The sequence below is a fragment of the Tepidiforma thermophila genome (assembly GCF_002563855.1).
Classification (GTDB): Bacteria; Chloroflexota; Dehalococcoidia; order Tepidiformales; family Tepidiformaceae; genus Tepidiforma; species Tepidiforma thermophila.
The window spans coordinates 1,577,993-1,603,334 of sequence record NZ_PDJQ01000001.1; the positions used below are offsets into that span (position 1 = coordinate 1,577,993).

The window sequence follows — 25,342 nt, forward strand, 5'->3', positions numbered from 1 at the left end:
TCGTGGCGTGAACCATGCCCCCTAACTCTCCCGGCTCCCGTTCATAACGTCAATACCGGGCGTTCCCCGATTCTTGCCCGTCTCGCGTCCCGGTTCCCGGCCTGCGTACACTGGTCGTCGAGGTGCCAGTCATCAGCTACGACGCCATCCCCTACGAGGGTACCGCCGTCGAAGCCTCCCACCCCCGGCGTCTCGCCGCGATTGGCCGGCTCTTCGGCCTCGATACCCCGCCCGTCGCCTCTGCCCGCATCCTCGAGTTCGGTTCCGCCATCGGCGAAAACCTCAACGCCATCGCCGCCGGTCTCCCGGGCGCTGCCTGCATCGGCATCGATAACGCGCCCCGCCAGGTCGAGTTCGCCCGCCAGGTCGCCGCCGACCTCGGCCTCCAAGACGTGCGGTTCGACCTCCGCGACATCCTGGAGGTCGGCCCGGAGCTGGGAACGTTCGACTACATCATCGCCCACGGTGTCTACTCGTGGGTCGAAGCCCCGGTCCGCGACCGCCTCCTCACACTTTGCCGGGAACTCCTCGCGCCGAACGGCATCGCCTTCGTCAGCTACAACTGCTACCCGGGGTGGTTCCTGCGCCAGCCCCTCCGCGAGTTGATGGTTTTCGCAACCCGCAACCTCGATGCCCCGCCCGACCGTCTCGTCGCTCATGCCCGGGCGATGGCCGAGATTGTGGTCCGCACCTCGCTCGACCTCGAAGCGCGACTGCCCGGCGGCCCCCTCTATGCCCGCGTACTTGCCCGTGAGCTCGACTTCATCGCCGACCGCCCCGATGACTATGTCGCCCACGAGCACCTCGAGCCGACAAACACCCCGGTGTTCTTCGCCGACTTCGTCGGCCACGCTGCCGCTGCCGGGCTCCAGTACCTCGGCGACGCATGGCCCCTCCGGATGGCCCTGCCCGACCTCGCTCCCGGCATCGCCCGGGAGTTCGCATCCCTCGCACGGGGGCACATCGAGCGGGAGCAGCTCCTCGACTTCGTCCACGGCCGCACCTTCCGGGAGTCCCTGCTGTGCAGCGAGGGCATCCAGCTCGTCCGGCCTCCGCGTCCGGATGCCCTACGCGGGCTGAGTCTCCGCCTGCTCGGCGACTTCATCGGCCCCGGCGAGGAGCGGTTCGACCCTGCGTTGCCCAAGCTTGCCCACCCCGGTGGCATCCTCGCCCTGCGCGACCCCGACCTCCTTGAAGCCGTTCGCTACCTCGCCGACCGCCGCCCGGCTGCCGTCCCCGCCGAAGAGCTCGCCGCAGCGGTCGACCCGCGCCGCTTCTGGGAGCGCACAGCCCCGAAGCTGCTGAGGCTGTTCTTCCACGGCGGCCTCCAGCTCGAAGTCGAACCGGCCAGCCCGGTTTCCCGCCCTGGTCCGCGGCCCCGGGCATTCGCCATGGCCCGCCACCAGGCCGCCCGCGAAGGCACCATGCCCGTGGCCCTCACCCACGCCGTCCACGAGGTGCCGCCCCTTCCGCTCGCGCTGCTTCCCTACCTGGACGGCACCCGCGACCACGACCAGCTCGCCCGCCTCATTGTCGAAGAACTGGCACCCGCCGCACGGGATGACGCCGTTCGCGCCGCCGGCGTATCCTTCGCCACCGCAAGGGTCGCCCTTGCCGCCGCCCTCCAGTGGCTCGCCCGCCACGGCTACCTCGAAGCCTGATTGACAGGCCCCATTCCCCAACTGCAGGTTTGCGCCGATGACCGACCCAGCCAGCCTGACCATCGCCGAGGCCGCCCGCGCTATCCAGCGCCGCGAACTCTCCCCCACCGAGCTCACCCGTGCCTGCCTCGAACGTATCGAGCGGCTCAATCCCCGGCTCAACGCCTTCGTCCTGGTGACAGCCGAGCGGGCCCAGGCCGACGCTGCCCGCGCGGAGGAAGAGCTGCAGGCCGGCATCTACCGCGGCCCGCTCCATGGCATCCCCGTCGGACTCAAAGACCTCTACGACACCGCCGGCATCGAAACGGCTGCCGGCTCGGCCGTCCTCCGCGGCCGTATCCCGGAACGCGATGCAGCCGCGGCCGCTATGCTGCGCGAGGCTGGCGCGGTCCTGCTCGGGAAGACCAACACCCACGAATTCGCCTGGGGCACCACCACCAACAACCCCCACACCGGCCCGACCCGCAACCCGTGGGATCCGGAACGCATACCCGGCGGCTCGAGCGGCGGCTCCGGGGCCGCCATCGCTGCCCGCCTTGCGCTCGGCACCCTTGGGACCGACACCGGCGGGAGCATCCGCATTCCTGCCGCCCTCTGCGGGTGTGTCGGGCTCAAACCGACATTCGGCCGGGTAAGCCGGGCCGGTATCATCCCCATGTCCTGGCAGTTCGACCACGCCGGTCCCATCGCCCGCACGGTGGAAGACGCCGCTCTCCTCCTCCGGGCGATCGCCGGCTACGACCCCGACGACTTCGCCACCGTGCCCGTGCCGGTGCCCGACTACCGCGCGGCGCTCGTTCCCGACGTCCGCGGCCTGCGGATCGGCGTCCCGCGCGACCAGTTCTTCGGCCTGCTCGACCCCGAAGTCCTGGTCGCCGTCGAAGAGGCCCTGGAAACCTTCCGCTCGCTCGGCGCCGTCGTTGAGGACGTCGACTCCGGCTTCACCCGCGAGCAGGTCATCTCTGCCTGGCGCCTGGTGAACGTCGAAGGCCGCCTCTACCACGCGCCATATCTCGAACAGCATCCGGAGGCATACAGCGAAGAGCTCCGGAACATCCTCCTTCAGCCGCTGCCGGAGCCCCTCGACCTTGCGACCGCCTACCTCGACAGCTACCGCATCAAAGAAGGGGTGCGGCGCGTGCTCCAGTCGGTCGACCTCCTCGCCGCGCCGACGACCATGCGCCCGGCCTCACGCATCGGCGAGGACCCGGTCGAGGTGGAGGGCGTCCAGCTCAGCACCGGCGCGGCCTTCGCCTCCCTGACGATGCCGTTCAACCTCGCAGGCGTGCCCGCCATCAGCATCCCCTGCGGCTTCTCCAGCGAAGGCCTTCCCATCGGCCTCCAGCTCGCCGCCCGCCCGTTCGACGAACCCACGCTTATCCGGGCCGCATTTTCCTACGAGTGCGCCACCGACTGGCATCGCCGGGAGCCGCCCCTCTAGCCATGCCTCAAAGCCGCAGCCTGCCGGTCCGGGCCGCTGCTGCGGCAGCCTCGCCATCGATCAGCACCAGCCGCGGTTCGCCGTCTCGCTCGGCAGCCCACTGCCGCGCGGCCGGTGAGACCCGGCCGGTCGTGACCAGTACCGCCAGGGTGGCTCTCGCGGCGACAGCTGCCCCATAGAGCTCGCGCACCACGCCTGCGCTCACCGCTGCGTCGCCCGCCAGCCGCTTGCACTGTACGGCGGCTACGGAGGACCCCTTCCGGGCCAGGAGGTCCACACCGCCGTCGCCCGGGCCGCCAACCACCTCGACCTCCCACCGGCCACGGCGCAGCCAGGCCGCGACCCGTTCTTCAAACGCCCCGGGTGGCAGTGCCCGCAGGCTCTCCAGGGTTCGGGAAAAGGACCGCCTCTGCGCCCGGCGGGCGAGACCGTAGAGCGCCACGACCAATCCCAGCCCCGCAGCCGTCCACCCCAGCCACCCGAGGCCGGCAGGGTCCAGCGCGCCTGCAGCTGCGCCGGCCGCGGTCATTGCCATCCCCGCCCGCAGCATCAGCGGCCCTCGCACGCGGCCCGTATCGGGGCCCGCAGCCAGCACCGCGGCCCCGCAGCCGCTTCACCCGGGGTCGCGGGTCCGTCGCGTTCAGTCCACCGGCGCCAGCAGGTTCCGGTAGCCCGATGCCTGCTCATATGCATGGGCCACCTGCAGGATGCGGCCTTCATCGAAGAAATTCCCGATGATTTGCATGCCGACCGGCAGGCCGTCGCTGAACCCGCACGGCACGCTGATTGCCGGCAGTCCCGCTACCGAGGCCGGAAGGGTGTAGATGTCGTTGAGGTACATCGCAAACGGGTCGTCCACCTTGGCGCCGAGCCGAAAGGCGACGGTCGGAGACGTCGGCGTCACCAGCACGTCGAACTTCTGGAACGCCTCTGCAAACTCCCGGCTGATGATCGTCCGGACCTTCTGCGCCTTCAGGTAGTACGCGTCGTAGTACCCCGCGCTGAGCGCGTAGGTGCCGAGCATGATCCGCCGCTTCACCTCGTTGCCGAAGCCCTTCGCGCGGGTCTGCTCCATGTTCTCCCACATCGTCGGTGCCGAGCGGTCGCTGAACCCGTACTTCACCCCGTCGTACCGCGCCAGGTTCGCCGACGCCTCGCTCGGGGCGATGAGGTAGTACACAGCAAGGGCATGCTCGGTGCTCGGCAGCGAAACCTCCCGGTCCACAACCGCGCCGAGCGATTCAAAGAGCGCCAGCGCCTCCTCGATCCGCGCAGCGACCCCGGGCTCCATCCCGCTGATGAAGTACTCCTTCGGCACCCCGATGCGGATGCCCCGGATATCCCGGCCGAGATAGTGGCGGAGGTCCGGCATCGGCTCCGGGTTGGTCGTGCTGTCGCGCGGGTCGTGGCCCCCGATGCAGTCGAGCATCGTCGCCACGTCCTCTACGTCCCGCCCGATAGGCCCGACCTGGTCCAGCGAACTCCCGAACGCGATAATCCCGTACCGACTGACGCGGCCGTAGGTTGGGTCCAGCCCCACCTGTCCGCAGAGCGCCGCCGGCTGCCGAATCGACCCGCCGGTATCGCTGCCGAGCGCGACGAGGCATTCGCCGGCCGCCACCGCGGCTGCCGACCCCCCGGACGAGCCGCCCGGCACCAGCTCCGGGTTCCAGGGGTTGCGCGTGGGCCCGAAGGCGGAGTGCTCGGTCGACGAGCCCATGGCGAACTCGTCCATGTTGCACTTGCCGATCATCACCGCGCCGGCCCGGCGTAAGTTCTCGTAGACGTGGCTGTCATATGGCGGGATGAAGTTTTCGAGCATCTTCGAACCCGCCGTCGTCCGCACCCCTTTCGTGACGATCAGGTCCTTCACCCCGACCGGGATGCCCGTGAGCGGCGTGGCGGTCCCCGCTGCCAGCTTTGCGTCCGCTTCCCGCGCCTGCTCGAGCGCCAGCTCAGCGGTGAGCGTGATGTACGCGTTGATGGTCGGCTCGACCCGGGCCACCCGCTCCAGCACCGACTCTGTGAGCTCCACGCTCGTGAACTCCCGTCGGCGCAGCCCCTCGTGTGCTTCGTGGGCGGTCAGCCTCCACAGCTCGCTCATTCCAGCACCGCCCGAACACGGATGTAACCATCTTCGGTCAGGGGCGCGTTGGCCAGCACGTCGTCGCGCGGGAGGGAGGGCTCGATGACGTCCTCGCGCATCACATTCGCCAGCGGCAACGGGTGGGCGGTCGGCTCCACTCCATCGGTGTCGACCGCGGCCAGCGCCGCGAAATGGTCGAGAATGCCGGAGAGCTGTGCCCGGAACCGCTCAACCTCGTCATCGCTGAGCGCGATGCGGGCGAGCCGGGCGATATGCAGCACGTCGTCACGGGTGAGCGCCATGCCGTCAAGGATAGGGGAAGCGGTCCTTACCCGCGCCCGTGTTGTCAGCCCCGGCCGTCTGTTACCCTCGGGTGCGATGCAGGGCATCTGCCTCCTCCCCGCAGGGGGTGCCTCGCGATGAACAGCATCGTTGTGCGCCGCCGCCTCCGTGAGCGCCGCCGGGGCGACGGGAGCCGCGCGCGCCCCATCATCATCGCGCTCCTCGCGCTCATCGGCTTCGGCGCTGTCTGCGCCGCGGCCGGGCTCGGCGCGCTCTTCACCATCTACAACTCCTACGCGAAAGACTACGTTCCCATCGAGCAGAAGCTGCTCGAAGTTTCATCAGTCCCAACGGAAATCTATGACCGCGGCGGCCCCGAAAACGGCGTCCTGCTGGCCACGCTTTCCAACCCAAATGCCCAGCTCCTCAACCCGGTCACGCTCGACCAGATTTCGCCCTGGATGATCGAGGCCACCGTCTCCACCGAAGACAATGCGTTCTGGACACACCCCGGAGTCAATCTCCGCGGCCTCATCCGGGCAGCCTATGAGAACTACATCCTCAACGACTTTGGCGCCGGCACGGGTGGCTCCTCCATCACCCAGCAGCTCATCAAAAACGTCTATATCTGCCCCTCGGTCGCCGAGGACGGCGACAACCGGAACGCGTGCGTGACCGCCGAACGCACCCTCGACCGTAAGCTCCGCGAAATCGCCTACGCCATCGAACTCGAACGGGACTACACGAAGGAGCAGATCCTCACCTGGTACCTCAACCAGATCAGCTACGCCGACCGCTACATCGGCGTCGAAGCTGCCGCCCAGGGCTACTTCCGCAAGCCCGCCAAAGAGCTCACCCTCGCCGAAGCCGCCCTCCTTGCCGGCATTCCGCAGGCCCCCACCGCCTACCATCCGCGGCTCAACTGCGTCAAGGACGACCGTGGCGAGTGCATCACCGACGAACTGGGGCGCGCAATCGTCGGCGGAGAAGCAAAGGCGCGCCAGGAGGACGTGCTCGACCTGATGGTCCGCCACGGCCGTATCACCCCTGAGCAGGCCGCCGCCGCGAAGGCTGAGGAGGTGCGCGTCTATCTCGGCTCCAATCCCCAGCGGGCCGAGGCCTTCGTCGATAACCAGGTCGAGCCCCGGCTCGTCCGCATGTGCGAGGCCGGCATTCTGCCCAAACTCCCGCCCGCTTCCGATTGCAAGTCCAGTGTCCACATGGCCGGCTACAGGGTCACGACGACGCTTGACTGGGAGCTCACGGCGAAGGCGATGGAAATGGCACGCGGGTTCATCGCCGCCGGTCTCGAAGCCGGCTGCGAGTGCCATAACGCCGCCATCGTCACCATCGAACCCTCGACCGGCCAGGTCATCGTCTACGCCCCGAACCGCGATCCCTCCTACCGCTCCGACCGGCGCGTCGCCGGCGAAATCGACCAGCTCAACGAAATCAACCAGCCGGGTTCGTCCTTCAAGCCCGCCGTCTATCTCGCCTGGTTCGACGTCCTGAACAAAGCCCCGATGAGCATCTTTTGGGACACCAGCCCGCTCACGGTCGAGGGCACCGCTATCGAAAACCCCCGCCGCGATGCCGAAAAGAGCGAGGGCCTCATCTCAGCACGGGCCGCCCTCGGCGGCTCACAGAACGTCCCCGCCTTCCGTGCCGCCCAGGAGGCCGGCGTCGACAATGTCATCAAAATCGCAAAAGCGCTCGGCATCACCACCCTGGAACAGCGCTTCGACCCGACCTTCCGTTCGCACCCAGATGTCACCTACGGCGCCTCCATCGCCACGGGCGGCGCGAACATCCGCGCCATCGACATGGCCTACATGGATGCCACCATCGCCAACATGGGAAAGATGGTCGGCGTCCCGACCCTCGCCCGCTACGTCAAGGTCAGCGACCTGAAGAGCACCGCCCTCGACACCGGTGCGAACTACGAACTGGCGCTCGAGCAGAAGCTGCAGTTCGAGAAGGGCTACCTCCGTATCGAGGGTACCCGCGAACTCGATCCCGTCGTCATCCTCGAAGTCCGTGACAAGGACGGCAACGTCATCTTCCGCCAGGGCGAACCCGAAACCCGCCAGGTCGTCGATGCCGGCTCCGTCTGGCTCCTTCACACCATCATGTCCGACTGCACCGCCCGCTTCATCATCTGGGGGTGCGGCGGAAGCAATAACGACCTCGGCCTCGACTTCTTCGCCAATGGCCAGCGCATCCCCTCCGGCGTCAAGACCGGTACCCAGCAGGGCCCGGCCTCTGCCGCTGATACCCTCGAAACCTGGATGACCGGCTACTCCCGCCACGCGGCCACGGCCGTCTGGGTCGGCAACGCCACGAACGAGCTCGTCAACGACCGCCAGTTTGCGGCAGCAAACACCACCGTCCGCCTCTGGAAGAACTGGATGGGCTACTACCACGAGGCCCTCGCTGCCCGCGGCGTGCCCGACATCGGCAAAGGCTTTTCCGACCTCCAGCCGCGGAACGTCGCCCAGCGCGATTTCCCGACCCCGGCCACCGACCGCAACCTGGGCCCCGACTTCAAGTATTGCGACCAGGTGGTCGTGGCCTGGGTCCGCACCGACGTTACCTACGAATCCCAGTGCGAAGAGAAGGAGATAGACAGCCGGAACGGGCTCCTCGCCACTGAACAGACACCCGCCGAGTTCCGCAAGGTGCAGAAGTTCGTCAAACTGCCTGCGTTCAAGCCCGAACTCGCCGAGGAACTCGCTCAGAAGCGCAACATCCCGATTGCACCGAAGGAAAAGAGCACCGGCCTGGCCGCCATCGCCATCAACAACATCACCACCGGCCGAACCATTTCCGCTGACACCGAGGTTCTTGGCACCGTCAATCCCCCGAACCTCAAGAACTGGAAGCTCGAGCTCGGCAAATCCTCGACCCCGACCGAGTGGACAACCATCGGGGAAGGTACGACCAAAGTGGAGAACGGCCCCCTCGGCACCATCCGCATCGCGGACCTCGAAGATGGGGTCTACACCCTCCGTCTCTCAACCAACGACGGCAAGGGCCTCTCGCTCGTCGTGTACATCAACGTTCGAAAGTCCGGGCTTCCCTTCCCCGGGGCGACGCCGACCCCCTTCGGCGGCGCTCCGAACAACCAGGTCACGCCCACGCCGACGCCCACGCCGCCCTGACGAACGGCGCACCGCCAGCGTAGACTCCGGGGCATCGCCACCGGAGGACTGCCATGGGATACGCCCGTCCCGAGCTCCTTGTTGAGCCCGACTGGCTCATCGACCACCTCGACGACCCCGGCGTGCGCGTCATCGACTGCGCCGTTTTCGAAGCCTACCGCCGCGCCCACATACCCGGAGCGGTCCACCTCCCGGTCCACTATTACCTGAAGGAGTCCGGCCCGCCGGGCACGGACCACGGCACCTTTGTCATGCCCCCGGCAGAATTCGAAGCGCTCATGGGCCGCCTCGGCGTCTCCAACGACACCCTCGTCGTGCCCTACGACGACAACAACGCCCTCCTCGCTGCGCGGATGTGGTGGGTCCTCAACTACTATGGCCATACGAAGGTGCGGGTGCTGAACGGCGGCTGGCACCGTTGGCTGACCGAAGGCCGTCCAATCACCTTCCACGCCGCCCGCCCTGCGCCTGCGACGTTCGTGGCCCGCCCCAATCCCGACCTCATCGCTGATGCTGAGTACCTGAAGGCCCACATCGGCGACCCTTCCTGCCAAATCCTCGACGCCCGGACCGACGAGGAATGGAACGGCACCAATGACCGCGGCAACCGCCGCGTCGGACGCGTCCCCGGCGCAAAGCACCTCGAGTGGCTCAACTTCGTCGAGAAAGGCGACCTCCGCCGCTTCCTCCCGGCCGAGGAGATTGACCGGCTCCTCGCCGAGGCCGGCTTCTCCCGCGACCGCACCACCATCACCTACTGCCAGGGCGGCATCCGCGCCGCCCACGCTGCCTTCGCGATGTCACTGGTCGGCTTCGACAACATCCGGGTGTACGACGGCTCGATGCGCGACTGGGCCAATCGTGACGACACGCCGCTCACGCTCGAATAGCCAGCTCGCAGCGCCTCCCCGGACGACAACGGGCCCGGCGAAAGCGCCGGGTCCGCGTGCTGCTTCCAACCTGCCGACGGTCACTCCCCGGCGGGCGCCACCGGCTCCTTTTCCGTCGGCTCGCGCTCCCAGCGGATGAGCGCCTCGACCGTGAAGCCGAGGTCCGCCTTTTCACAGAGCGACGAGCAGTACGTCATCTTCATGCCGCTCGGCGACTTCCGCCAGTCATAGCGGAGGCCGCACCGTGCGCAAACGCGGATGTTGTTCAGGTTCATCCCGGTCGGGCCGGGTCCGATGGGCGTATCCATTGGTGTGCCTCCTCTGCTGGCTTCGCCGCCTCGCTGGTCGGCTGCCTTCCGAGATCCAGCGTAGGGGCCCCGAGTCCGTTTCGTAAAGCGACCCGGTGGCCTCGCTTACCTCCCTCCTCCCGGGGATGCCGCCGGGCTCGTTGGCCGGTTACGCGGCGAGGAGCGCCCGCCACTCTCCTCGTACGTACTCGAAATCGCGGAGCAGCGTCTCAATCGTGAAGCCGAGGTCCGCCTTCTCGCACAGGCTGCCGCAATAGGTCATCTTCAGAAACGCACTCGGCGAGCGGCGCCAGTCGTACGGCGTCCCGCAGTGCTGACAGATGCGGATGTGCTGCTGCATCGCCACGTCCCCCGGCCCTGCCGTGCACCTTTGCGGAGTCGGCCGCCTGTTGTGATAGTCGGCAGACCCGGACCTCCTGTGCACTCCAGAGAAACCCGGATATCGCCATGGCTCCGCCCCCGGCGTTTCCCCGGTGGAGCAGCCCCCGGCCTGTCACCGCTCCGTCCCGTGCCTGTCACCGCTCGGCCCGAGTTTTCTCTCCGGACCTGTCGTAACGTGCTCATGGAATGTACGCATCGGCCGAGCCGCTCCCCTACCGGAAGCCGCGTCCGCTGCCGCACCGTCTGCCGCCGCGTACCGGTGTCGTTCCCCGCGAGCGCGCCGTTGTGGCTGGCGAGCAGGTCATCCTGCCCATCGCGCGCCCTGCCCGTTCATCTCGCCTCCGCTATCGTTAGGGAGCACCACCTCCCCGGAGGCGTTATGCTCCCGGCCCCACTGGAATCGGCCGTCAACGCCCGCCTTGGCGTACTCGCACGCGACCGCATCATCGACCGCATCTGGGCGCGCGACCACACCGTCTGGCAGCCGGAACCCGCCGAGTGCGCCGACCGGCTCGGATGGCTGACGGTCCACCAGCAGATGTTCGCCCGCCTCCCGGCCATCACCGCCCTCCGGGAAACGCTGCGGGCCGAAGGAGCCACCACCCTGCTCCTCCTCGGCATGGGCGGCTCCAGCCTCGCCCCCGAGGTCATGGCAACAGCCTTCGGACCCTCGCCCGATGCACTCCGCTTCGAGCTCCTCGATTCGACCGACCCGCGGCAGCTTGACGCGCTCCTGGCACGCCTCGACCTCGCCGCCACGGTCATCGCTGTCTCCAGCAAGTCCGGCACGACGATTGAGACCCGCAGCCAGTTCGCCTTCTTCCGGGAACGCCTCCCCGACCCGCACCGCTACATCGTCATTACCGACCCCGGCACGCCCCTCGAGGCCGAGGCCCACCGGCTCGGTATCGAACGGCTCTTCCTCAACCCGCCCGACATCGGCGGACGCTTCTCCGCGCTGTCGTATTTCGGCCTGGTCCCGGCCATCCTCTGCGGCGTCGATATCCCCGGCATGTTCGGGCGCCTCGGCCCGGTCGCCCGCGCCTGCCAGGACCCGGACCCAGCCGCGAACCCCGGCGCCTGGCTCGGGGCCGTCGTGACGGAAGCTGCGCTCGCCGGCCGCGACAAGCTCACCCTCTTCCTGCCCCAGCAGGTCGAAGGTCTCGGCCACTGGATCGAGCAGCTTGTCGCCGAGTCGACCGGCAAGCACGGCCGCGGCGTCCTCCCCGTCGAAGGCGAGCGGATCGGTCCCCCGTCGGTCTACGGCAACGACCGCCTCTTCGTCGCGTATGGCCCGCTCGATGGGCTCGACGAACTCGAAGCCTCCGGCCACCCTGTGGTCAGGCTCCCTGCCATCGGCCCCCTCGACCTTGCAGCCGAGTTCTTCCGCTGGGAGTTCGCCACCGCCGTCGCCGGGCACATCCTCGGCATCAACCCCTTCGACCAGCCGAACGTTGAGGAAGCGAAGCGGCTTGCCCGCCGGCTCCTTGAAGGCGCTGCTCCAGAACCCGTGACGCCGGCACCCGCCGACGTCCTCGCGAGCATCCGCCCCGGCGACTATCTCGCAATCCTCGCCTATCTTCCGCGCGACCGGACGACCGCGGGCCGCCTCGAGCGCGCCCGCCACGCCTTTCGCGACCGCCTCCGCGTGGCGACGACCGTCGGCTTCGGCCCCCGGTATCTCCACTCGACCGGCCAGCTCCACAAGGGCGGCCCCAACACCGGCGTGTTCCTTGTGGTCGAGGACCAGCCCGGCGTCGACTTCCCCGTGCCCGGGGAGCCCTTCACCTTCGCGCAGCTGGAAGCGGCGCAGGCCCGCGGCGATGTGACGGCACTCCTTGAGCACGGCCGCCGCGTCGCCCGGCTCTCCCTGGCCGAACTCGAGCGCCTGGCGTTCCCGGAATGATGGGCCAGCGTCTCGCAGGCATCCTGCTCCACGCCACCTCCCTCCCCCACCCCGGCACCCTCGGCGCACCGGCTCATCGCTTCCTTGACCTGCTCAGCCGGGCCGGCGCGCGCGCCTGGCAGATGCTGCCCGTCTGCCCCCCGGGCCCCTACGATTCGCCCTACGCCGGCCGCTCTGCGTTCGCCGGCGACGACCGCCTGATCGACCTCGAATGGCTCGGCCGCCGCGGCTGGCTCACACCCGAAGACGCGCAACTTCCGAATTTCGGGACCCCGAACCGGGTCGACTTCGCGGGTCTTCGGGCGGCGCGGCTCCCCCGTCTCCGGCGAGCGTTCGAACGCTTCGTCGCCGAGGGGTGCAGGCCGCGCCTCGCCGAGTTTGCCGCGGCCCACCCGTGGCTTGATGACTACGCCCTGTTCGAAGCCCTGCGTGAACTCACCGGCCAGCCCTGGTGGGAGTGGCCGGCCGAGTACCGAAATTACCCGCCCTCGCGGCCGACGCCCGGCACCACCCTCGCCGACGAGGTCGAGTTCCACCGCTTCCTGCAGTACGTCTTCGACCTCCAGTGGCAGGAACTCCGGTCTGCTGCCCGGCAGCGGGGCATCCTGCTCATTGGCGATATGCCAATCTTCGTCGACCGCGACAGCGCCGACCACTGGGCCCACCGCCCCCTCTTCCTCCTCGATGCCGACGGCAACCCCGCCGTCGTCGCTGGAGTCCCGCCCGATGCCTTCAGCGACACCGGGCAGCGCTGGGGCAACCCGCTCTACGACTGGGATGCCATGCGCGCCGATGGCTACGCCTGGTGGATTTCCCGCTTCCGCCGTGCCCTGGACCTCTTCGATGCGCTCAGGGTCGACCACTTCCGCGGCTTCGTCGCAGCCTGGCACATCCCCGCGGACGAACCGACCGCCGTCAACGGCCGCTGGGTGCCCGGCCCGGGCCGTGCCCTCTTCGACGCCCTTGAGGGTGCCCTCGGTCGCCCCCCCATCATCGTTGAAGATCTGGGCATCATCACCGACGACGTCCGCGCGCTCCGCGACGCGCTTGGCTACCCCGGGATGGCTGTCCTCCAGTTCGCTTTCGGCGGCGACCCCGACAACCCGTACCTGCCCCGGAACCACCGTGAGAACCAGGTCGTTTACACCGGCACCCACGACAACGACACCACCCTCGGCTGGTGGACCAACCTCCCCGAATGGGAGCGGGACAACGTCCGCCGCGAACTCGGCATCGACGGCTCCCGCATCGTCGACGACCTCGTCCGCACGGCCCTCGAAAGCGTCGCCGAAACCGCCATCATCCCGATGCAGGACCTCCTTGCCCTTGATGGCAGCCACCGCATGAACCATCCCGGCCGCGCGGAAGGCAACTGGACGTGGCGGTTCGCGCCGGAGCAGGTGACGCCCGAACGCCTCGAATTCTTCCGCGCCCTCGTCGAACGCACGGGCAGAGACCGGCCCGGACGCTGACCTGCCGGTCCGCCCCCGACTGCACCTCCCCCGGACCCCGGGTGCTGCCGGTCAGATGCGCTTCGCGTACGCTGCCCCCACAGCACTCCCCGGAGGTGTTCCAGGTGGACTACCGACCGCTCGGCCGGACCGGCATTCGCGTCAGCCCCCTCTGCCTTGGCGCCATGATGTTCGGCGGCAAAACCTCACCCGCCGATTCGGCAGCCATCATCGACCGCGCCCTCGATGCCGGCATCAACTTCATCGATACCGCCAACGTCTACAACCAGGGGCGCAGCGAAGAAGCCGTTGGCGAAGCGCTCCAGCGCAACGGCCGCCGCAGCCAGGTCATCCTCGCAACCAAGGTCCACGGCCGCATGGGCGAAGACCCGAACGCCATGGGGAATACCCGGCGCCACATCATCGAGCAGTGCGAAGCCAGCCTCCGCCGCCTGAAGACCGACTGGATCGACCTCTACCAGGTCCATCGACCCCAGCCCGATGTCCCGATTGATGAAACCCTGCGCGCGCTCGATGACCTCGTCCGCTCCGGCAAGGTGCGGTACATCGGCAGCAGCACCTTCGCCGCCTGGCAGCTGGTCGAAAGCCTCTGGGTTGCCAAGGAGTACCGGCTCGAGCGGTTCGTCTGCGAGCAGCCCCCATACAACCTTCTCGACCGCCGCATCGAACGCGAACTCCTGCCGATGGCCCAGGCGTACGGCTTCGGCATCATCCCCTGGAGCCCGCTCGCCGGAGGGCTCCTGACGGGCAAATACCGCCGTGACGCGCCCCCACCCGAGGACAGCCGCTACGCCAACCTCGATGCCAACCCCCTCTACCGCCGGCGAATGAACGATGCGGTCTGGGATGTGATCGAGCCGCTCGAAACGCTCGCTCGTGAGAAGGGCACAACGCTCTCCCGGCTGGCGCTCGCCTGGTGCATGCACCAGCCCGGCGTCACCAGCCCGATCATCGGCCCGCGGACCATGGAGCAGCTCGAGGACAACCTCGGCGCCCTTGAGGTCACCATCACCGATGAGGACCGGAAGGCCATCGACCGCATCATTCCCCCCGGCACGCATGTGGCTCCGTACTATGAGGCCGACTGGCGCGCCGGCGCCTTCCGCTGGTGATACTGCTGCGTTGACACCCCCGCCCGGGCGCCGGTAGCGTCCGGGCCACTACCTGTGCCCCGGAGGCAGCCGTGCGCGAAATGACCGGCGGCGAAGCCGTTTACGAAGCCCTGCGCGCCCTTGGCGTCGAGCACGTCTTCGGTATCGTCAGCGTCCACAACATTCCCATCTACGATGCCATCCACCGCCTTGGCGGCATCACCCCGGTCGCCGTCCGCCACGAACAGGGCGCAGTCCACGCCGCCGATGGCTACGCCCGCGCAACCGGGAAGCTTGGCGTGGCCATCGCCAGCACCGGCCCCGGCACCACCAACGCCATGACCGGCCTTTACGAAGCACAGTTCGCTTCGAGCCGTGTGCTCCTGATCACCGGCCAGGTCGAGTCGCTCTACTACGGCAAGGGCAAGGGGTTCCTCCACGAAGCAGAAGCCCAGCTGCCCATGCTCCGGACCGTCACCCGGCGCGCGGAAAGCGTGCGCCGCACCGAGGAGATCGCTGAGACGATTATCGCCGTGGCCCGCGACATCCAAACCGGCCGCCCCGCTCCCGGTGCCGTCGAAATCCCGATCGACCTGCAGTATGGCCGCGCCGAGGTTGATATCCCCCACATCGAGGGCTGGCCGCGGGTCCGCCCCGGCCGCGACGCCCTCGCCCGGGCTGCCGACATCCTCCGCAGCGCCCGGCGGGTCCTCATCTGGGCAGGCGGCGGCGTTCTCGCGTCCGGGGCAGAAGGCGAACTCCAGACGCTCGCCGAGTCGCTCGGCGCGCCGGTCGTCACTTCCGCGAACGGGCGCGGGGCAATCCCGGAGGACCACCCCCTCGCGCTCGGCCCGCTCTCAGCCCACCCGGCGCTCCAGGAGCTGTTCGATACGGCCGACGTCATCCTTGCCGTCGGCACCCGCTTCCAGGCCGGCGCGACGCGCAACTGGTCGCTGCGCTGGCCAGGACGGCTCATCCACATCGACGCCGACCCGGGCGTCATCGGCCGAAACTACACTGCCGACGTCGCCGTCGTCGGCGATGCGCGCCTCGCGCTGGCCGCACTGGTCCGCGACCTCGCTGGTGTCCGCGTAGAGCCTGCCTTTGCTGCCAGGGCTGCCGAGCTGAAGGAGGCGGCTCGGGCCCAAATCCGACGCGAAATCGGCCCCGACTACGCAGCCATCATGGACGCCATCCGCGAGGTTACCCCCCGCGACGCCCTCATCGTGCGCGACGCCACCGTCCCGGCCTACCTCTGGGGCAACCGCCTGCTCCCGATCCTTGCGCCGCGAACGTCCATCTACCCGACGTCTGCCGCTATCGGGCCCGCCATGCCGCTCGCAATCGGCGCCGCCATCGGAGCCGGCCGGCCCGCAGTCGTTATCCAGGGCGACGGGGGATTCATGCTGAACATCGGCGAGCTCGCGACCGCCGCGCAGTACCGCGTGCCCGTCGTAGTGTGCGTCTTCAACGACCACGGCTACGGCGTCCTCCGCACGATCGAGGCCCGCACATTCGAGGGCCGCCAGTTCGGGGTCGACCTCGCAACGCCGGACTTTGTTCAGGTCGCCCGGGGCATGGGGGTTCCTGCCGAGGCGGTCGATTCGCCAGCCGCCTTCCGCGCCGCTCTCGAACGCGGGCTTGCCTCCGATGGCCCATACCTGCTCGACATCGATATGTCGAAGCTCACGCCGATGGGCGGTCTCGGGTCGCCCCCGCCAAAGCGGACCCCCGATATCGCTGACTGAGCCGGCCCTCGTTGAGGCAATTCCGGAAAGCGCGGTGGCCCTCCCGGGGCGGGAAGGGCCACCAGCCTTCCATTCGCGGCGCTGCCTCTAGACCTTCGCGAGCACCTCGCGCATCTTCTTCCAGCGCTCCGCGCGGATCCGCGCCGCGCCTTCGAGGTTCGAGGTATCGACCTCGGCAATCATGGCGCCGTACGCCGCGTACGTTGGGATCTCGTCATCGGTCAGCTCGCGCATCCACTGCTTGCGCTGCATCGCCTTCTCGATGTACGGGGCAAGCTCGTCCATCTTCTGCTTCTGCCGGCGCTCCTCTTCTTCCTTGAACTCCGGCATCACTTCAGCGGCGAACAGTTCGAGGGCCTCGCAGATGTGCTCGTGCCGGTTCTTCCCGCCCTGCTGGATGAAGACCGTCTGGTCGACCCCCGCATCGGCGAACTTTCGCAGGTGCTGGCGCAGGTCCTCCGGCGTCCCGATGCCGTCCGTGCCGCCGCCGAGGAAGTCGAGCTGCTCGGCGCCCATCGCAGCCTTCACCTTCTCGTAGTTCGCCCAGATGTTGGTCCGGCCCGGCTTGTGGTGCCCGAAGACATAATGATGGCCGAGCCCGAACTGGAAGAACTTGAAGCCGTCGAAGCCGCGGCGGAACGCCTCCTCGCGGTCATGGTGAATCGAAAAGCTTGTCACCATGGCGATGTTCGGGTTCACGGTGTGGCCGATCGGCACGCACTCCCGCTTGAACGTCTCGTAGTAGTCGTCCACCCACTTCTTTGCCTCTGCCGCGTCGACAAAGGCGAACGTCAGCGCACCGATCCCAAGCTGCGCAGCAAGGTGGATGGTGTCCCGGTTCGAGCACGCCACCCAGAGCGGCGGGTGCGGCTTCTGGACCGGCTTCGGCACCACGTTCCGCACCGGCATCGAGAAGTACTTCCCCTGGTAGCCCGGGTACGGGTCCATCGCCATCATGTTGCAGACCTGTTCGGTCGTCTCGAGCCACATCGCCCGCCGCTCGGCCGGGTTGATGTTGAACCCCTCCAGCTCCGCCCGCGAGGCCGACTCGCCGGTCCCAAACTCCACCCGACCGTTCGAGACGAGGTCGAGCGTCGCAATCTCCTCAGCGATCCTGGCCGGCGGATTGTAGTTCGGCGGCATCAGCTTAATCCCGTGCCCGAGCCGGATATTTTTGGTCCGCTGGCTGGCCGCCGCCAGGAACACCTCCGGGCAGGACGAGTGCGAGTACTCCTCCAGGAAGTGGTGCTCCACCTCCCAGGCGAAATCAATCCCCAGCCGGTCCGCCAGCTCCACCTGGTCGAGCGCATCCTGGAACAGCTTCAGTTCCGCGCCGTCGTCCCACGGCCGGGGCAGCTGGTGCTCGTAGAAAATCCCGAACTTCATTCGAAACCTCCCTGTGTCGCGCGAGTCTAGCAGAATCCTTAGCGCCGTGCGAACTTCCCCGGTACCGCTCCATCGCATCCAGGCATTTGCACGTCCTCGCGGCTCCCTCCAGAATCCTGCCGGGGACACGGGCGGAATTCGCGAAAACCGGAGGAGCCACGTGAAACGACAGCCCCGCCCCCCGGAACTTGAACGCGCCATCTCCGCGCTCTTCCGGGCGAGTGCACTGCTCGACCCCATCCGCCTTACCCTCTGGGACCGTGAAAACCTCACGGTGACCCAGCTCCGCCTGCTCGGTCACCTCTCCGAGCAGGAGGGCCTCAGCAATGCCGAGCTGGCAGAACGGCTCTATGTCACGCGCCCATCGGTGTCCGCGCTGCTCGAACGCCTCGAACGCGGCGGGTTCATCCGCCGCGAGGTCGCCCCGAACGACCGCCGCAGCATCTGTATCTGGCTCGAGCCCCGCGGCCGCGCCGTGGTTGAGTCCCTGCGCGAAGAACTGCGCGAATACGCCGCTGGGCTGATGGAGAGCATGTCCACCTCCGACCTCATTGAATTCGCCCGAGCGGTCGAACGATTTGTCGAATCCGGCAGCCAGCGCCGCAAGCGCGACCTCCAGCTCGAGGACACCGACAACTGACCTGCCGTGACCCCCGAGCCGCCCTCCATCCGTCTCGCCGACCTCCTCTCTACCGCGTCGTCCCTTGCCGCTTTTCGGCTGGATGCAGCCATCACCCGGCAGCACCTCCGGGATGCGCTTGCCGTCCTGCTTGAGGAGACCACCTTCGAAGCGCTCGGCGGCGGCGCCTCTCCGCTCATTCCCCGCCGCACAGTCCCCGCGCCCGATGCCGATGTCCTCGCCTTTGCAGCACGCTGGAACGACCGGCTCGGTGGCCCCTACGTCGAGGTGTCGCCCGAGCTCCTCGCCGAACTCCGCGCCGACCTCGAGTCGCCCCCGTCCTGATACCTGCTGGCAATTGCCGCTAGGTGACGGAGCCCCCATAGTCCGCCCGTGGACTGGCTCCCACAGCTCGCTGCAGGGCTCGCCGGTGCGGTCGCCGGCTTCTGGTTTCCGGCCGTCCAGCATCGCTGCTACCGCGAGCCCCGGTTCCGCAAGGACCCTGCGGTCGGCGGCCGCCTCCTCGCGCTCCGTGCCTTCACGATTCCGGCCGGGGCTCTCGTCGCGGCCCTCGCGTTTCGCCCGGGAAGTCCAGGCGGCTTCCAGCAGTTCCTCACCGCCGGTTTTTGCCTGCTCTTGGTCGCCGTCAGCTCCACCGACTTCGACCGGCGCCGCATCCCAAACCTCCTGGTCTACCCGGGCATCCTGGCGGCGCTCGCTGCCGCCCCGCTCTGGCAGGACCGCTCGACCTGGGACGTGCTTCTCGGGGGAGCAGCCGGTCTCGGTGCCGCGGCGCTGCTCCTCCTTCTCGGCGGGCTCGCTGGGGCCGCTGCCCGCTCCCGCGAGACGGCCTTCGGCATCGGCGATGCCAAGCTCATCCTCCTCATCGGGCTGCTGACCGCCTGGCCCGCGGTCATGACGGCGCTGCTGATCGGCATCCTCCTCGCCGGCGTCGTCGCAGCGGTGCTCATCCTGCTCCGGGGCAGGGGCGCAACATACAGCTACGGCCCCTACCTCGCAGCAGGGGCCGTTATTGTCCTGCTCTGGTTCGACCGCTTCGGCTGACTACAGGTTCTTCAGCTGAATAATGGCTGGCCCGCCGATGACGATCATGATTGCCGGGAAAATGAAGAAGACGAGCGGGAAGACCATCTTGATCGGCGCCTTGAAGGCAGCCTCCTCAGCTCGCTGCCGCCGCTTCGTGCGGATGACGCCGGTCTGAACCCGGATGACGCTGCCGATGGAGATGCCCATCGCCTCGGCCTGGACGATCGCGTTGACCAGCTGACGCAGTTCGTCGACGCCGGTGCGGTCGGCCATATCGAGGAAGGCGTCCCGCCGGGCGCGCCCCATCTGCACCTCGCGCATCGTCCTGGTCAGCTCCTCCGCGAACGGCCCCTTCACCTTCTCGATCACCCTGGTGAACGCCGCGTCGATACCCAGGCCGGCCTCCACCGATGCCGTAATCAGGTCGAAGGCGTCCGGGAGCGACTTCCAGATCTCCTTTTGGCGGCGCCGAATACGGCCGAGGAGGAAGATCCGCGGCGCGTACAGCCCCAGTCCGCTCAATACGACGAACACCAGCAGCGTCCGCTGTGCATCGAGCCCGGCGCTCATCGCGTACACCAGCCCGAGCAGCGGCAGCAACCCTGCAAAGATGGCGACCAGCACGATGAACTGCCCGGGTTTGATGCGAAGGCCCGCCTGCACGAGCGCCATCTCGACCCGCTCTTCGATGGACGACGGCAGAATCGCGTTGATCTGCCGGTTGACGCTGGCGACCAGCGGTTTGATGACGCGCTGGGTAAAGGCTGCTTCGGGATCAGGCAGCGCCTCCTTGGCCGGCCGGGTATACCGAAGGCCCCCGAGCCGGACGTCCATCGCTGAGTTCCCACTCGAGCGATAGAGCAGCCCATACGTCATGAGCGTGATGAACAGAAACGTGCTGAAGGCAATGAGCAGCTCCATCGCGCTACACCTCGATGTTCACAATCTTCTGAATGATGAGGTAGCCGATGACCTCGCTGATAAACGCTCCCATCAGCATCAGCCGTCCAAGCGGGTCAGTGAACAGCAGCCCCGTGAAATCCGGGCTGATAATGTAAAAGATGACCAGGAGCGCGATCGGAATCCCGCCGATCACGTATCCCGTGAGGCGCTGCTGCGACGTCAGCGTGCGAATTTCCCCCTTTATCCGCTCCCGCTCACGCATCGTGTGCGCCACGTTGTCGAGAATCTCCGCCAGGTTCCCGCCGACGCTCCGCTGGATCAGGATTGCCGTAATCACGATGTCGAAGTCAGGACTGCCGATCCGGTCATTCAACGCCTGGAGCGCCTGCTCCACACTGGCGCCCATCGCCGTGTCGCGAAGGGTCCGCCGGATTTCTACCGACAGTGGCGCCGGGATCTGCTCCGCGGCTGCCTCCATCGCCTGCAGCAGGCCGAACCCTGCCCGCAAGCCGCTCGAGAGCATCTGGAGGAGCTCCACCAGCTGCCCCTCCATCTTGTGAAGGCGGCTGGAAATCCGGCGCTTCAACCAGAACCCGACGAGGAACCAGCCAATGGGCGCCAGCATCAGGCCGAGAATCGGCAGCGGAAGGAGCACCACGCCCATGAAGGCGAACAGGACGGACACGACCACCCGGAGGGTGAAGTACTCCTTCGCGTTCAGCGTCAGCCCCGCCCGCTCCAGGTCGCGCGACCAGTTCGCAGCGATGTTCCCCGAGATGAGGGTAATGCCCGCGAAATTGACCGCAGTCCGACGCCGCAGCCGTGCCCGGGTCTCCGCCGGGAGCTGGGCTTCGACCTCCCGCAGCTTCTTCAGCCGCGCCGACGCTTCGACGCTCGAGGCGCCGAACCCGAAGAGCCAGAGAACCAGGAGCGTCGCGAACGCCCCGGTGGAAAGCGCCACGAGAATCAGCATGCCGCCTACCATCCTTCCCCGGTGCCGAACAGGTTGTTCGGCAGTTCGATGCCGGCAATGGCGAACTTGTGCGCGAACCCCGGCCGGATCCCGGTGGGCCGCATCGACCCGTGTACTTTCCCGTCCTCGTCCACGCGGTCCAGCTTGAACAGGAAGATGTCCTGCAGCGTGATCGTGTCGCCCTCCATGCCGCTGACCTCGGTCACGTGGGTAACCTTGCGGGAACCGTCCTGGAGGCGGCTCAGCTGGACAAAGATGTGAATAGCTGAGGCAATCTGCTCGCGAATCGCCCGCGAAGGCAAATCCATCCCCGCCATCAACACCATGTTTTCGAGACGGGAAAGGGCTTCGCGCGGGTTGTTCGCGTGAATCGTCGAAATCGACCCGTCGTGACCCGTGTTCATCGCCTGCAGCATGTCGAAGGCCTCTTCGCCGCGCACCTCGCCGACGATGATCCGGTCCGGCCGCATGCGCAGGCAGTTGCGCACCAGGTCGCGCTGCTTGATCTGGTTCTTCCCTTCGATGCTCGCTGGCCGCGCCTCGAGCGTAATGACGTGGTCCTGCTGCAGCCGGAGTTCGGCCGGGTCTTCGATGGTGATGATGCGCTCCGTGTTCGGGATGAATGCCGAGAGCGCGTTCAGGAACGTCGTTTTGCCGGTGCCCGTCCCGCCGCTGATGACGATGTTCAGGTGCGCCCGGACGCACATGGCCAGGAACTCCGCGGTCTGCTCGCTCAGCGCCCCGACCGCGATCAGGTCCGCCATCCGCATCTTGTCGGCGCGGAACTTCCGGATCGTAATCGTCGGAGCCTTCGGCGAGGCCGGCGGGATGGTGATGTTGACGCGCGAACCGTCAGGCAGGCGGGCGTCCACCATCGGGCTCGATTCATCGATCCGCCGGCCCAATGGCGCCACAATCCGCTCGATGATGCGCATCACGTGCGCCTTATCCCGGAACCGCACCGGGCTTCTGAAGATCCGGCCCTCCCGCTCGAAGTACACCTTGTCGATGTCGTTCACCATGATTTCCGAGATGGAGGGGTCACGCAGCAGGGGCTCCAGGGGGCCCAGCCCGAGCGCTTCGTCAGCTACCGCCTCGAGCAGCTCGTCGCGCGGCATCCCCCCGAGCTGCAGTCCCTCCTGAACGAGCAGCTCCCGCGCAGCCTTGATGACCGCTTCCCGCTGCTGCTCCGGCGCCAGTCCCTCCAGCGCACCGTGCTCGAGCTCTTCGATAAGCAGCTCATGCAGCCGGATTTTCGTCGCCTCGGCGACCGCATTGGCGCCCGCCGCGCGGCCGGCTGGCGCATCCACCTGCACGGGCCGGACCGGCCGCAGCGCACCGCCGGGCCCTGCCGCGGCATCCTGCGGCGGCGGAGCCGGGGCCGCGGGACGCAGCATGGCGCCCCCGCGCTGCTGCCCCGGGATACCCGGGGGCGGCGGTGGCGGTGCCGCCGGTTCAATGTGTCCCCACGGCTTACCGGTGGTCGGCCGTCCCAGCTGCCCCGAGGGTCGGAGTTTCAGAGCCTCGGGGTTTCCTGGAGGTGGCGCGCCCGGGCCGGCAGGCCCCTTCGCCTCCGGCGCCGGTGCCCCGAACTGGCCCGGCGGGAGGATTCGCCGGCGGGCGCCCCAGCCGAATGCCGGGCGTTCGCCATCTCCAGCTGCTCGTCGGTCGCGAATGTCATCCGGCATGGCTCATCCTCTCGCTGTGCGTGGTCTCCTACGCGCTCTTCTTGAACAGGCCCCCGAACAGGCTCCCGAGGCCGCCGCTCTTCTTCGCCTTCGAGCGCGCCCGGATCCCTGCGAGCGCCCGTGCAATCTCGCGAATCTCCACAGCAACCCGGCTGTTGGGCCGGCTCAGCACAATCGGCCGACCGAGCTGCGCCGCCTTCACCACCTCGTTGTCCTGCGGAATCTTCCACCACAGGGCTGTGTCCAGCGTTCGTTCAACATCCTTCTCCCGGACCCCCGTGTCGACACCGGCCCGGTTCAGCACCACCTTGATCCGCTCATCGTCATTTCCGAATCGCTCGTGCAGCATCTCGAGCGCCAGGACGGTGTCCTTGATGCTGGCCATGTCGAGTGTCGTGATGAGCAGGATCATCGTCCCCACCTCGATCGCCGCCGCCACAATCTCGTTGAATGTCCCGGGCGTATCCAGGATCACGAAGTCGTGCGTTTGCGAAAGAACATCGACGACGTCGCGGATGTGCGCCGACGTCAGGTTCCGCCAGTCCGCCGGCCGGGTCGGCGCCGGCAGAATCCGGACGCCCGACTCATGCTCGACGAGATATTCCCGCAGCGTGTTCCGGTCGACGTTGTCGAGGTTCCGGGCCAGGTCGGCGATTGACCGCTCAACCGGGATATCCATCGTGATGGCGACATCCCCGAACCGGGTGTCCATGTCCACCAGGGCCACCGTCTGGTGCGCCTCCGTTGCCAGCGCTACCGCCAGGTTCGAGGCAATCGTCGTCTTACCGATGCCGCCCTTGGCCCCGAAGACGGTGATGATAGTTCCCTGCGCGACCGGGTCGGCCAGCTCGCCGCGGCGGCGCATCATTTCCCGCTCCTTCTTCTCGAGCACCTTCATGATCGAGCTTTCGAGCTCTTCTGGGTCCAGCGGCTCAACCAGGTAGTCCGAGGCCCCGCCCACCATCGATTGCCGCATCAGGCGGATGTTCGCTTCGGTGGAGAACACGATGATCGGCAGGTCGGGCAGCCCATCGTTGATTCGCGAAAGCGTTTGTACCGGGCGCACCAGCGGCTCCTCGATCCGCATGAGCACCAGGTCGGGCCGCATCTGGAAGCAGAGCGTGAACGCCTCCACACCGTACCCGGCGGTCCCGAGAATCCCGAAGCCCAGCATCTGCAGCGTTTTCGCCAGCTCTGCCGAGCTCTCCCGGTCGGGGTCAACCACGAGAAGCTGCGGTACTCGTGCCATCGTCGTCGTTTCCTCCACCGTCTGCACCCCGGCGACCACCAGGGGCCTTCGTCATCTGATACTGGCGCGGGCGCGGCGGCCAGGCCGCGCCCGCAGAGCACTCACCCCAGCCGCGTCACCGCACCGGGAACAGGTCGTCGTACGTCCACACTTGCTTTCCCGTAATTGGGTCCGCATCACCCTTCTGTCGCGGCAGAATCCGGTACTGGCCCACGTCGTCTCGCATCGCGTCGATAAGCGCCACCTTGGCTGCCAGGTCCGGCGGCAGGGCCAGCGTGATGGAGATCGCCTTCTCGTACGTCGCGTTTTCCTGCTTCACCGCGCCGGACGTCGTTGCAGACGCCTCTGTGGCTGCCGGGTCGCCCGCGCCGCTTCCTCCGGCATCTACCTTCGGCACGGTCTTGACGACCGCCTGCGCAATGGCCAGGACTTCGACGTCCTGGGCGATGTACCCCGCGACAACGTTCGGCTTCTCTTCGCCGGTCAGGGGGTCCACTTTGCTCAGCGTAGTGATGCCGAGGATGTCCACACGGTCGCCCGGCTGCGGCAGTCCGGCTGCAATCCACGCCTCGTGCGGCACCTGGAGCGAAATTGCCCGCATCCCCTGCGGCACCTTGTACGCCAGCGTGTCCTGCCCGACGTACGTGGTGACCTTCGCGTCGATGACCTGCTCGCCAGCGTACATCGGCGCCGTTGCCACCTTGCCGACCAGCGATGACAGCTCGCTGTCCTTCACCCGACCCGGCAGGAGCGCCGCGGCAGGGATGGTGCGCGTGGTCAGCATGTCGGAGGTGATTTTTTCCCCGACGGCGACGTTCCGGGTAAGGACGACGACGGTTTCAGCCCCCTCGCCTGCGAAAATCCGGCTGTCCAGGTCCTGCCCGTCCCCGCGTCCATTCAGGAAGGCAAAGACGAGCAGTGCGCTCAGGAGCCCGAAGGCGCAGGCGAGCAAGAGCACGCCGCGATTCCGGCTCGAACTGCTGGTGGCTGCTGCAATCGATCTGTTCACGTGAGCACTCCTCCCCTTGCTATATCGGCGGCCTTACGGTT

Annotated in this window: 22 protein-coding genes; 11 read left to right on the forward strand and 11 right to left on the reverse strand. The window is 67.7% G+C overall.

All coding sequences use genetic code 11. From position 1 onward, the window contains the following. The first annotated feature begins 122 nt into the window (after positions 1-122). Both A9A59_RS07660 and A9A59_RS07665 read left to right on the forward strand, forming a co-directional pair. Positions 123-1,661: a class I SAM-dependent methyltransferase gene (locus A9A59_RS07660; protein WP_098503716.1), complete on the forward strand. Its 1,539-nt coding sequence runs from the start codon at positions 123-125 to the stop codon at positions 1,659-1,661. A 37-nt stretch (positions 1,662-1,698) separates the two neighbouring features. After that, positions 1,699-3,102, forward strand: coding sequence for an amidase (locus tag A9A59_RS07665; RefSeq protein WP_098503717.1), 1,404 nt, complete (start codon positions 1,699-1,701; stop codon positions 3,100-3,102). Between the two features lie 7 nt (positions 3,103-3,109). Here the strand turns inward: A9A59_RS07665 and A9A59_RS07670 are convergent, their stop codons facing one another. The 3 genes from A9A59_RS07670 to gatC all read right to left on the reverse strand — a co-directional run bounded on the left by A9A59_RS07670 (position 3,110) and on the right by gatC (position 5,490). After that, on the reverse strand, positions 3,110-3,637 hold the full coding sequence (locus tag A9A59_RS07670) for a restriction endonuclease (RefSeq protein WP_165772577.1): 528 nt from the start codon (positions 3,635-3,637) through the stop codon (positions 3,110-3,112). Positions 3,638-3,742: 105 nt separating this feature from the next. Next, entirely contained in the window at positions 3,743-5,206 is a 1,464-nt protein-coding gene (gene gatA, locus A9A59_RS07675) for an Asp-tRNA(Asn)/Glu-tRNA(Gln) amidotransferase subunit GatA (RefSeq protein ID WP_098503719.1), read from the reverse strand. After that, positions 5,203-5,490, reverse strand: a complete 288-nt coding sequence (gene gatC, locus A9A59_RS07680; RefSeq protein ID WP_098504837.1) for an Asp-tRNA(Asn)/Glu-tRNA(Gln) amidotransferase subunit GatC — start codon at positions 5,488-5,490, stop codon at positions 5,203-5,205. Before gatC ends, gatA begins: the two co-directional genes overlap by 4 nt. A gap of 117 nt (positions 5,491-5,607) precedes the next feature. On the opposite strand from gatC, the gene A9A59_RS07685 reads away from it, so the two are divergent. Together A9A59_RS07685 and A9A59_RS07690 are read left to right on the forward strand one after the other, a co-directional pair. After that, positions 5,608-8,631 carry a transglycosylase domain-containing protein gene (locus tag A9A59_RS07685; RefSeq protein ID WP_165772578.1) on the forward strand — a complete coding sequence of 1,008 codons (3,024 nt, stop codon included), beginning with the start codon at positions 5,608-5,610 and terminating at the stop codon, positions 8,629-8,631. A 53-nt stretch (positions 8,632-8,684) separates the two neighbouring features. Further along, entirely contained in the window at positions 8,685-9,521 is an 837-nt protein-coding gene (locus A9A59_RS07690) for a sulfurtransferase (RefSeq protein ID WP_098503721.1), read from the forward strand. An 80-nt stretch (positions 9,522-9,601) separates the two neighbouring features. On the opposite strand, the gene A9A59_RS07695 is transcribed toward A9A59_RS07690, so the two are convergent. Together A9A59_RS07695 and A9A59_RS07700 are read right to left on the reverse strand one after the other, a co-directional pair. Next, on the reverse strand, positions 9,602-9,829 hold the full coding sequence (locus A9A59_RS07695; RefSeq protein WP_098503722.1) for a hypothetical protein: 228 nt from the start codon (positions 9,827-9,829) through the stop codon (positions 9,602-9,604). Positions 9,830-9,977: 148 nt separating this feature from the next. After that, a complete protein-coding gene (locus A9A59_RS07700; protein ID WP_133117552.1) occupies positions 9,978-10,169 on the reverse strand; it encodes a hypothetical protein in 192 nt (63 codons plus the stop codon). A 420-nt stretch (positions 10,170-10,589) separates the two neighbouring features. Here A9A59_RS07700 and A9A59_RS07705 point away from each other — a divergent pair, with 420 nt between their 5' ends. The 4 genes from A9A59_RS07705 to A9A59_RS07720 all read left to right on the forward strand — a co-directional run bounded on the left by A9A59_RS07705 (position 10,590) and on the right by A9A59_RS07720 (position 16,427). After that, positions 10,590-12,116: a glucose-6-phosphate isomerase gene (locus A9A59_RS07705; protein ID WP_165772579.1), complete on the forward strand. Its 1,527-nt coding sequence runs from the start codon at positions 10,590-10,592 to the stop codon at positions 12,114-12,116. Further along, entirely contained in the window at positions 12,116-13,588 is a 1,473-nt protein-coding gene (gene malQ / locus A9A59_RS07710) for a 4-alpha-glucanotransferase (protein ID WP_278286836.1), read from the forward strand. The genes A9A59_RS07705 and malQ overlap by 1 nt, the downstream gene beginning before the upstream one ends. 104 nt (positions 13,589-13,692) lie before the next feature. Beyond that, a complete protein-coding gene (locus A9A59_RS07715) occupies positions 13,693-14,700 on the forward strand; it encodes an aldo/keto reductase (protein WP_278286837.1) in 1,008 nt (335 codons plus the stop codon). An 80-nt stretch (positions 14,701-14,780) separates the two neighbouring features. Beyond that, positions 14,781-16,427, forward strand: a complete 1,647-nt coding sequence (locus A9A59_RS07720; RefSeq protein WP_278286930.1) for a thiamine pyrophosphate-binding protein — start codon at positions 14,781-14,783, stop codon at positions 16,425-16,427. An 87-nt stretch (positions 16,428-16,514) separates the two neighbouring features. Here the strand turns inward: A9A59_RS07720 and A9A59_RS07725 are convergent, their stop codons facing one another. After that, positions 16,515-17,813: an LLM class flavin-dependent oxidoreductase gene (locus A9A59_RS07725; protein ID WP_098503728.1), complete on the reverse strand. Its 1,299-nt coding sequence runs from the start codon at positions 17,811-17,813 to the stop codon at positions 16,515-16,517. Positions 17,814-17,973: 160 nt separating this feature from the next. On the opposite strand from A9A59_RS07725, the gene A9A59_RS07730 reads away from it, so the two are divergent. From A9A59_RS07730 to A9A59_RS07740, 3 genes are read left to right on the forward strand one after another with little or no spacing between them, the layout of a single operon-like run. Then, a complete protein-coding gene (locus tag A9A59_RS07730) occupies positions 17,974-18,453 on the forward strand; it encodes a MarR family winged helix-turn-helix transcriptional regulator (RefSeq protein ID WP_165772580.1) in 480 nt (159 codons plus the stop codon). 6 nt (positions 18,454-18,459) lie between these two features. Next, the gene (locus tag A9A59_RS07735) at positions 18,460-18,777 is read left to right on the forward strand and encodes a hypothetical protein (protein ID WP_098503730.1); all 318 of its coding nucleotides are present in this window, start codon (positions 18,460-18,462) and stop codon (positions 18,775-18,777) included. 48 nt (positions 18,778-18,825) lie between these two features. Continuing rightward, on the forward strand, positions 18,826-19,497 hold the full coding sequence (locus A9A59_RS07740) for a prepilin peptidase (protein ID WP_098503731.1): 672 nt from the start codon (positions 18,826-18,828) through the stop codon (positions 19,495-19,497). Here A9A59_RS07740 and A9A59_RS07745 read toward each other — a convergent pair whose 3' ends face one another. The 5 genes from A9A59_RS07745 to cpaB all read right to left on the reverse strand — a co-directional run bounded on the left by A9A59_RS07745 (position 19,498) and on the right by cpaB (position 25,301). Beyond that, positions 19,498-20,400 (reverse strand): type II secretion system F family protein, encoded by a 903-nt coding sequence (locus A9A59_RS07745; RefSeq protein WP_098503732.1) that lies wholly within the window; start codon positions 20,398-20,400, stop codon positions 19,498-19,500. A 4-nt stretch (positions 20,401-20,404) separates the two neighbouring features. Further along, on the reverse strand, positions 20,405-21,355 hold the full coding sequence (locus A9A59_RS07750; protein WP_165772581.1) for a type II secretion system F family protein: 951 nt from the start codon (positions 21,353-21,355) through the stop codon (positions 20,405-20,407). A 5-nt stretch (positions 21,356-21,360) separates the two neighbouring features. Further along, entirely contained in the window at positions 21,361-22,752 is a 1,392-nt protein-coding gene (locus A9A59_RS07755; RefSeq protein WP_098503734.1) for a TadA family conjugal transfer-associated ATPase, read from the reverse strand. A 319-nt stretch (positions 22,753-23,071) separates the two neighbouring features. Further along, the gene (locus tag A9A59_RS07760; protein ID WP_133117553.1) at positions 23,072-24,292 is read right to left on the reverse strand and encodes a CpaE/TadZ family protein; all 1,221 of its coding nucleotides are present in this window, start codon (positions 24,290-24,292) and stop codon (positions 23,072-23,074) included. Positions 24,293-24,407: 115 nt separating this feature from the next. Beyond that, on the reverse strand, positions 24,408-25,301 hold the full coding sequence (gene cpaB / locus A9A59_RS07765; RefSeq protein WP_098503736.1) for a Flp pilus assembly protein CpaB: 894 nt from the start codon (positions 25,299-25,301) through the stop codon (positions 24,408-24,410). Positions 25,302-25,342: the final 41 nt, after the last annotated feature.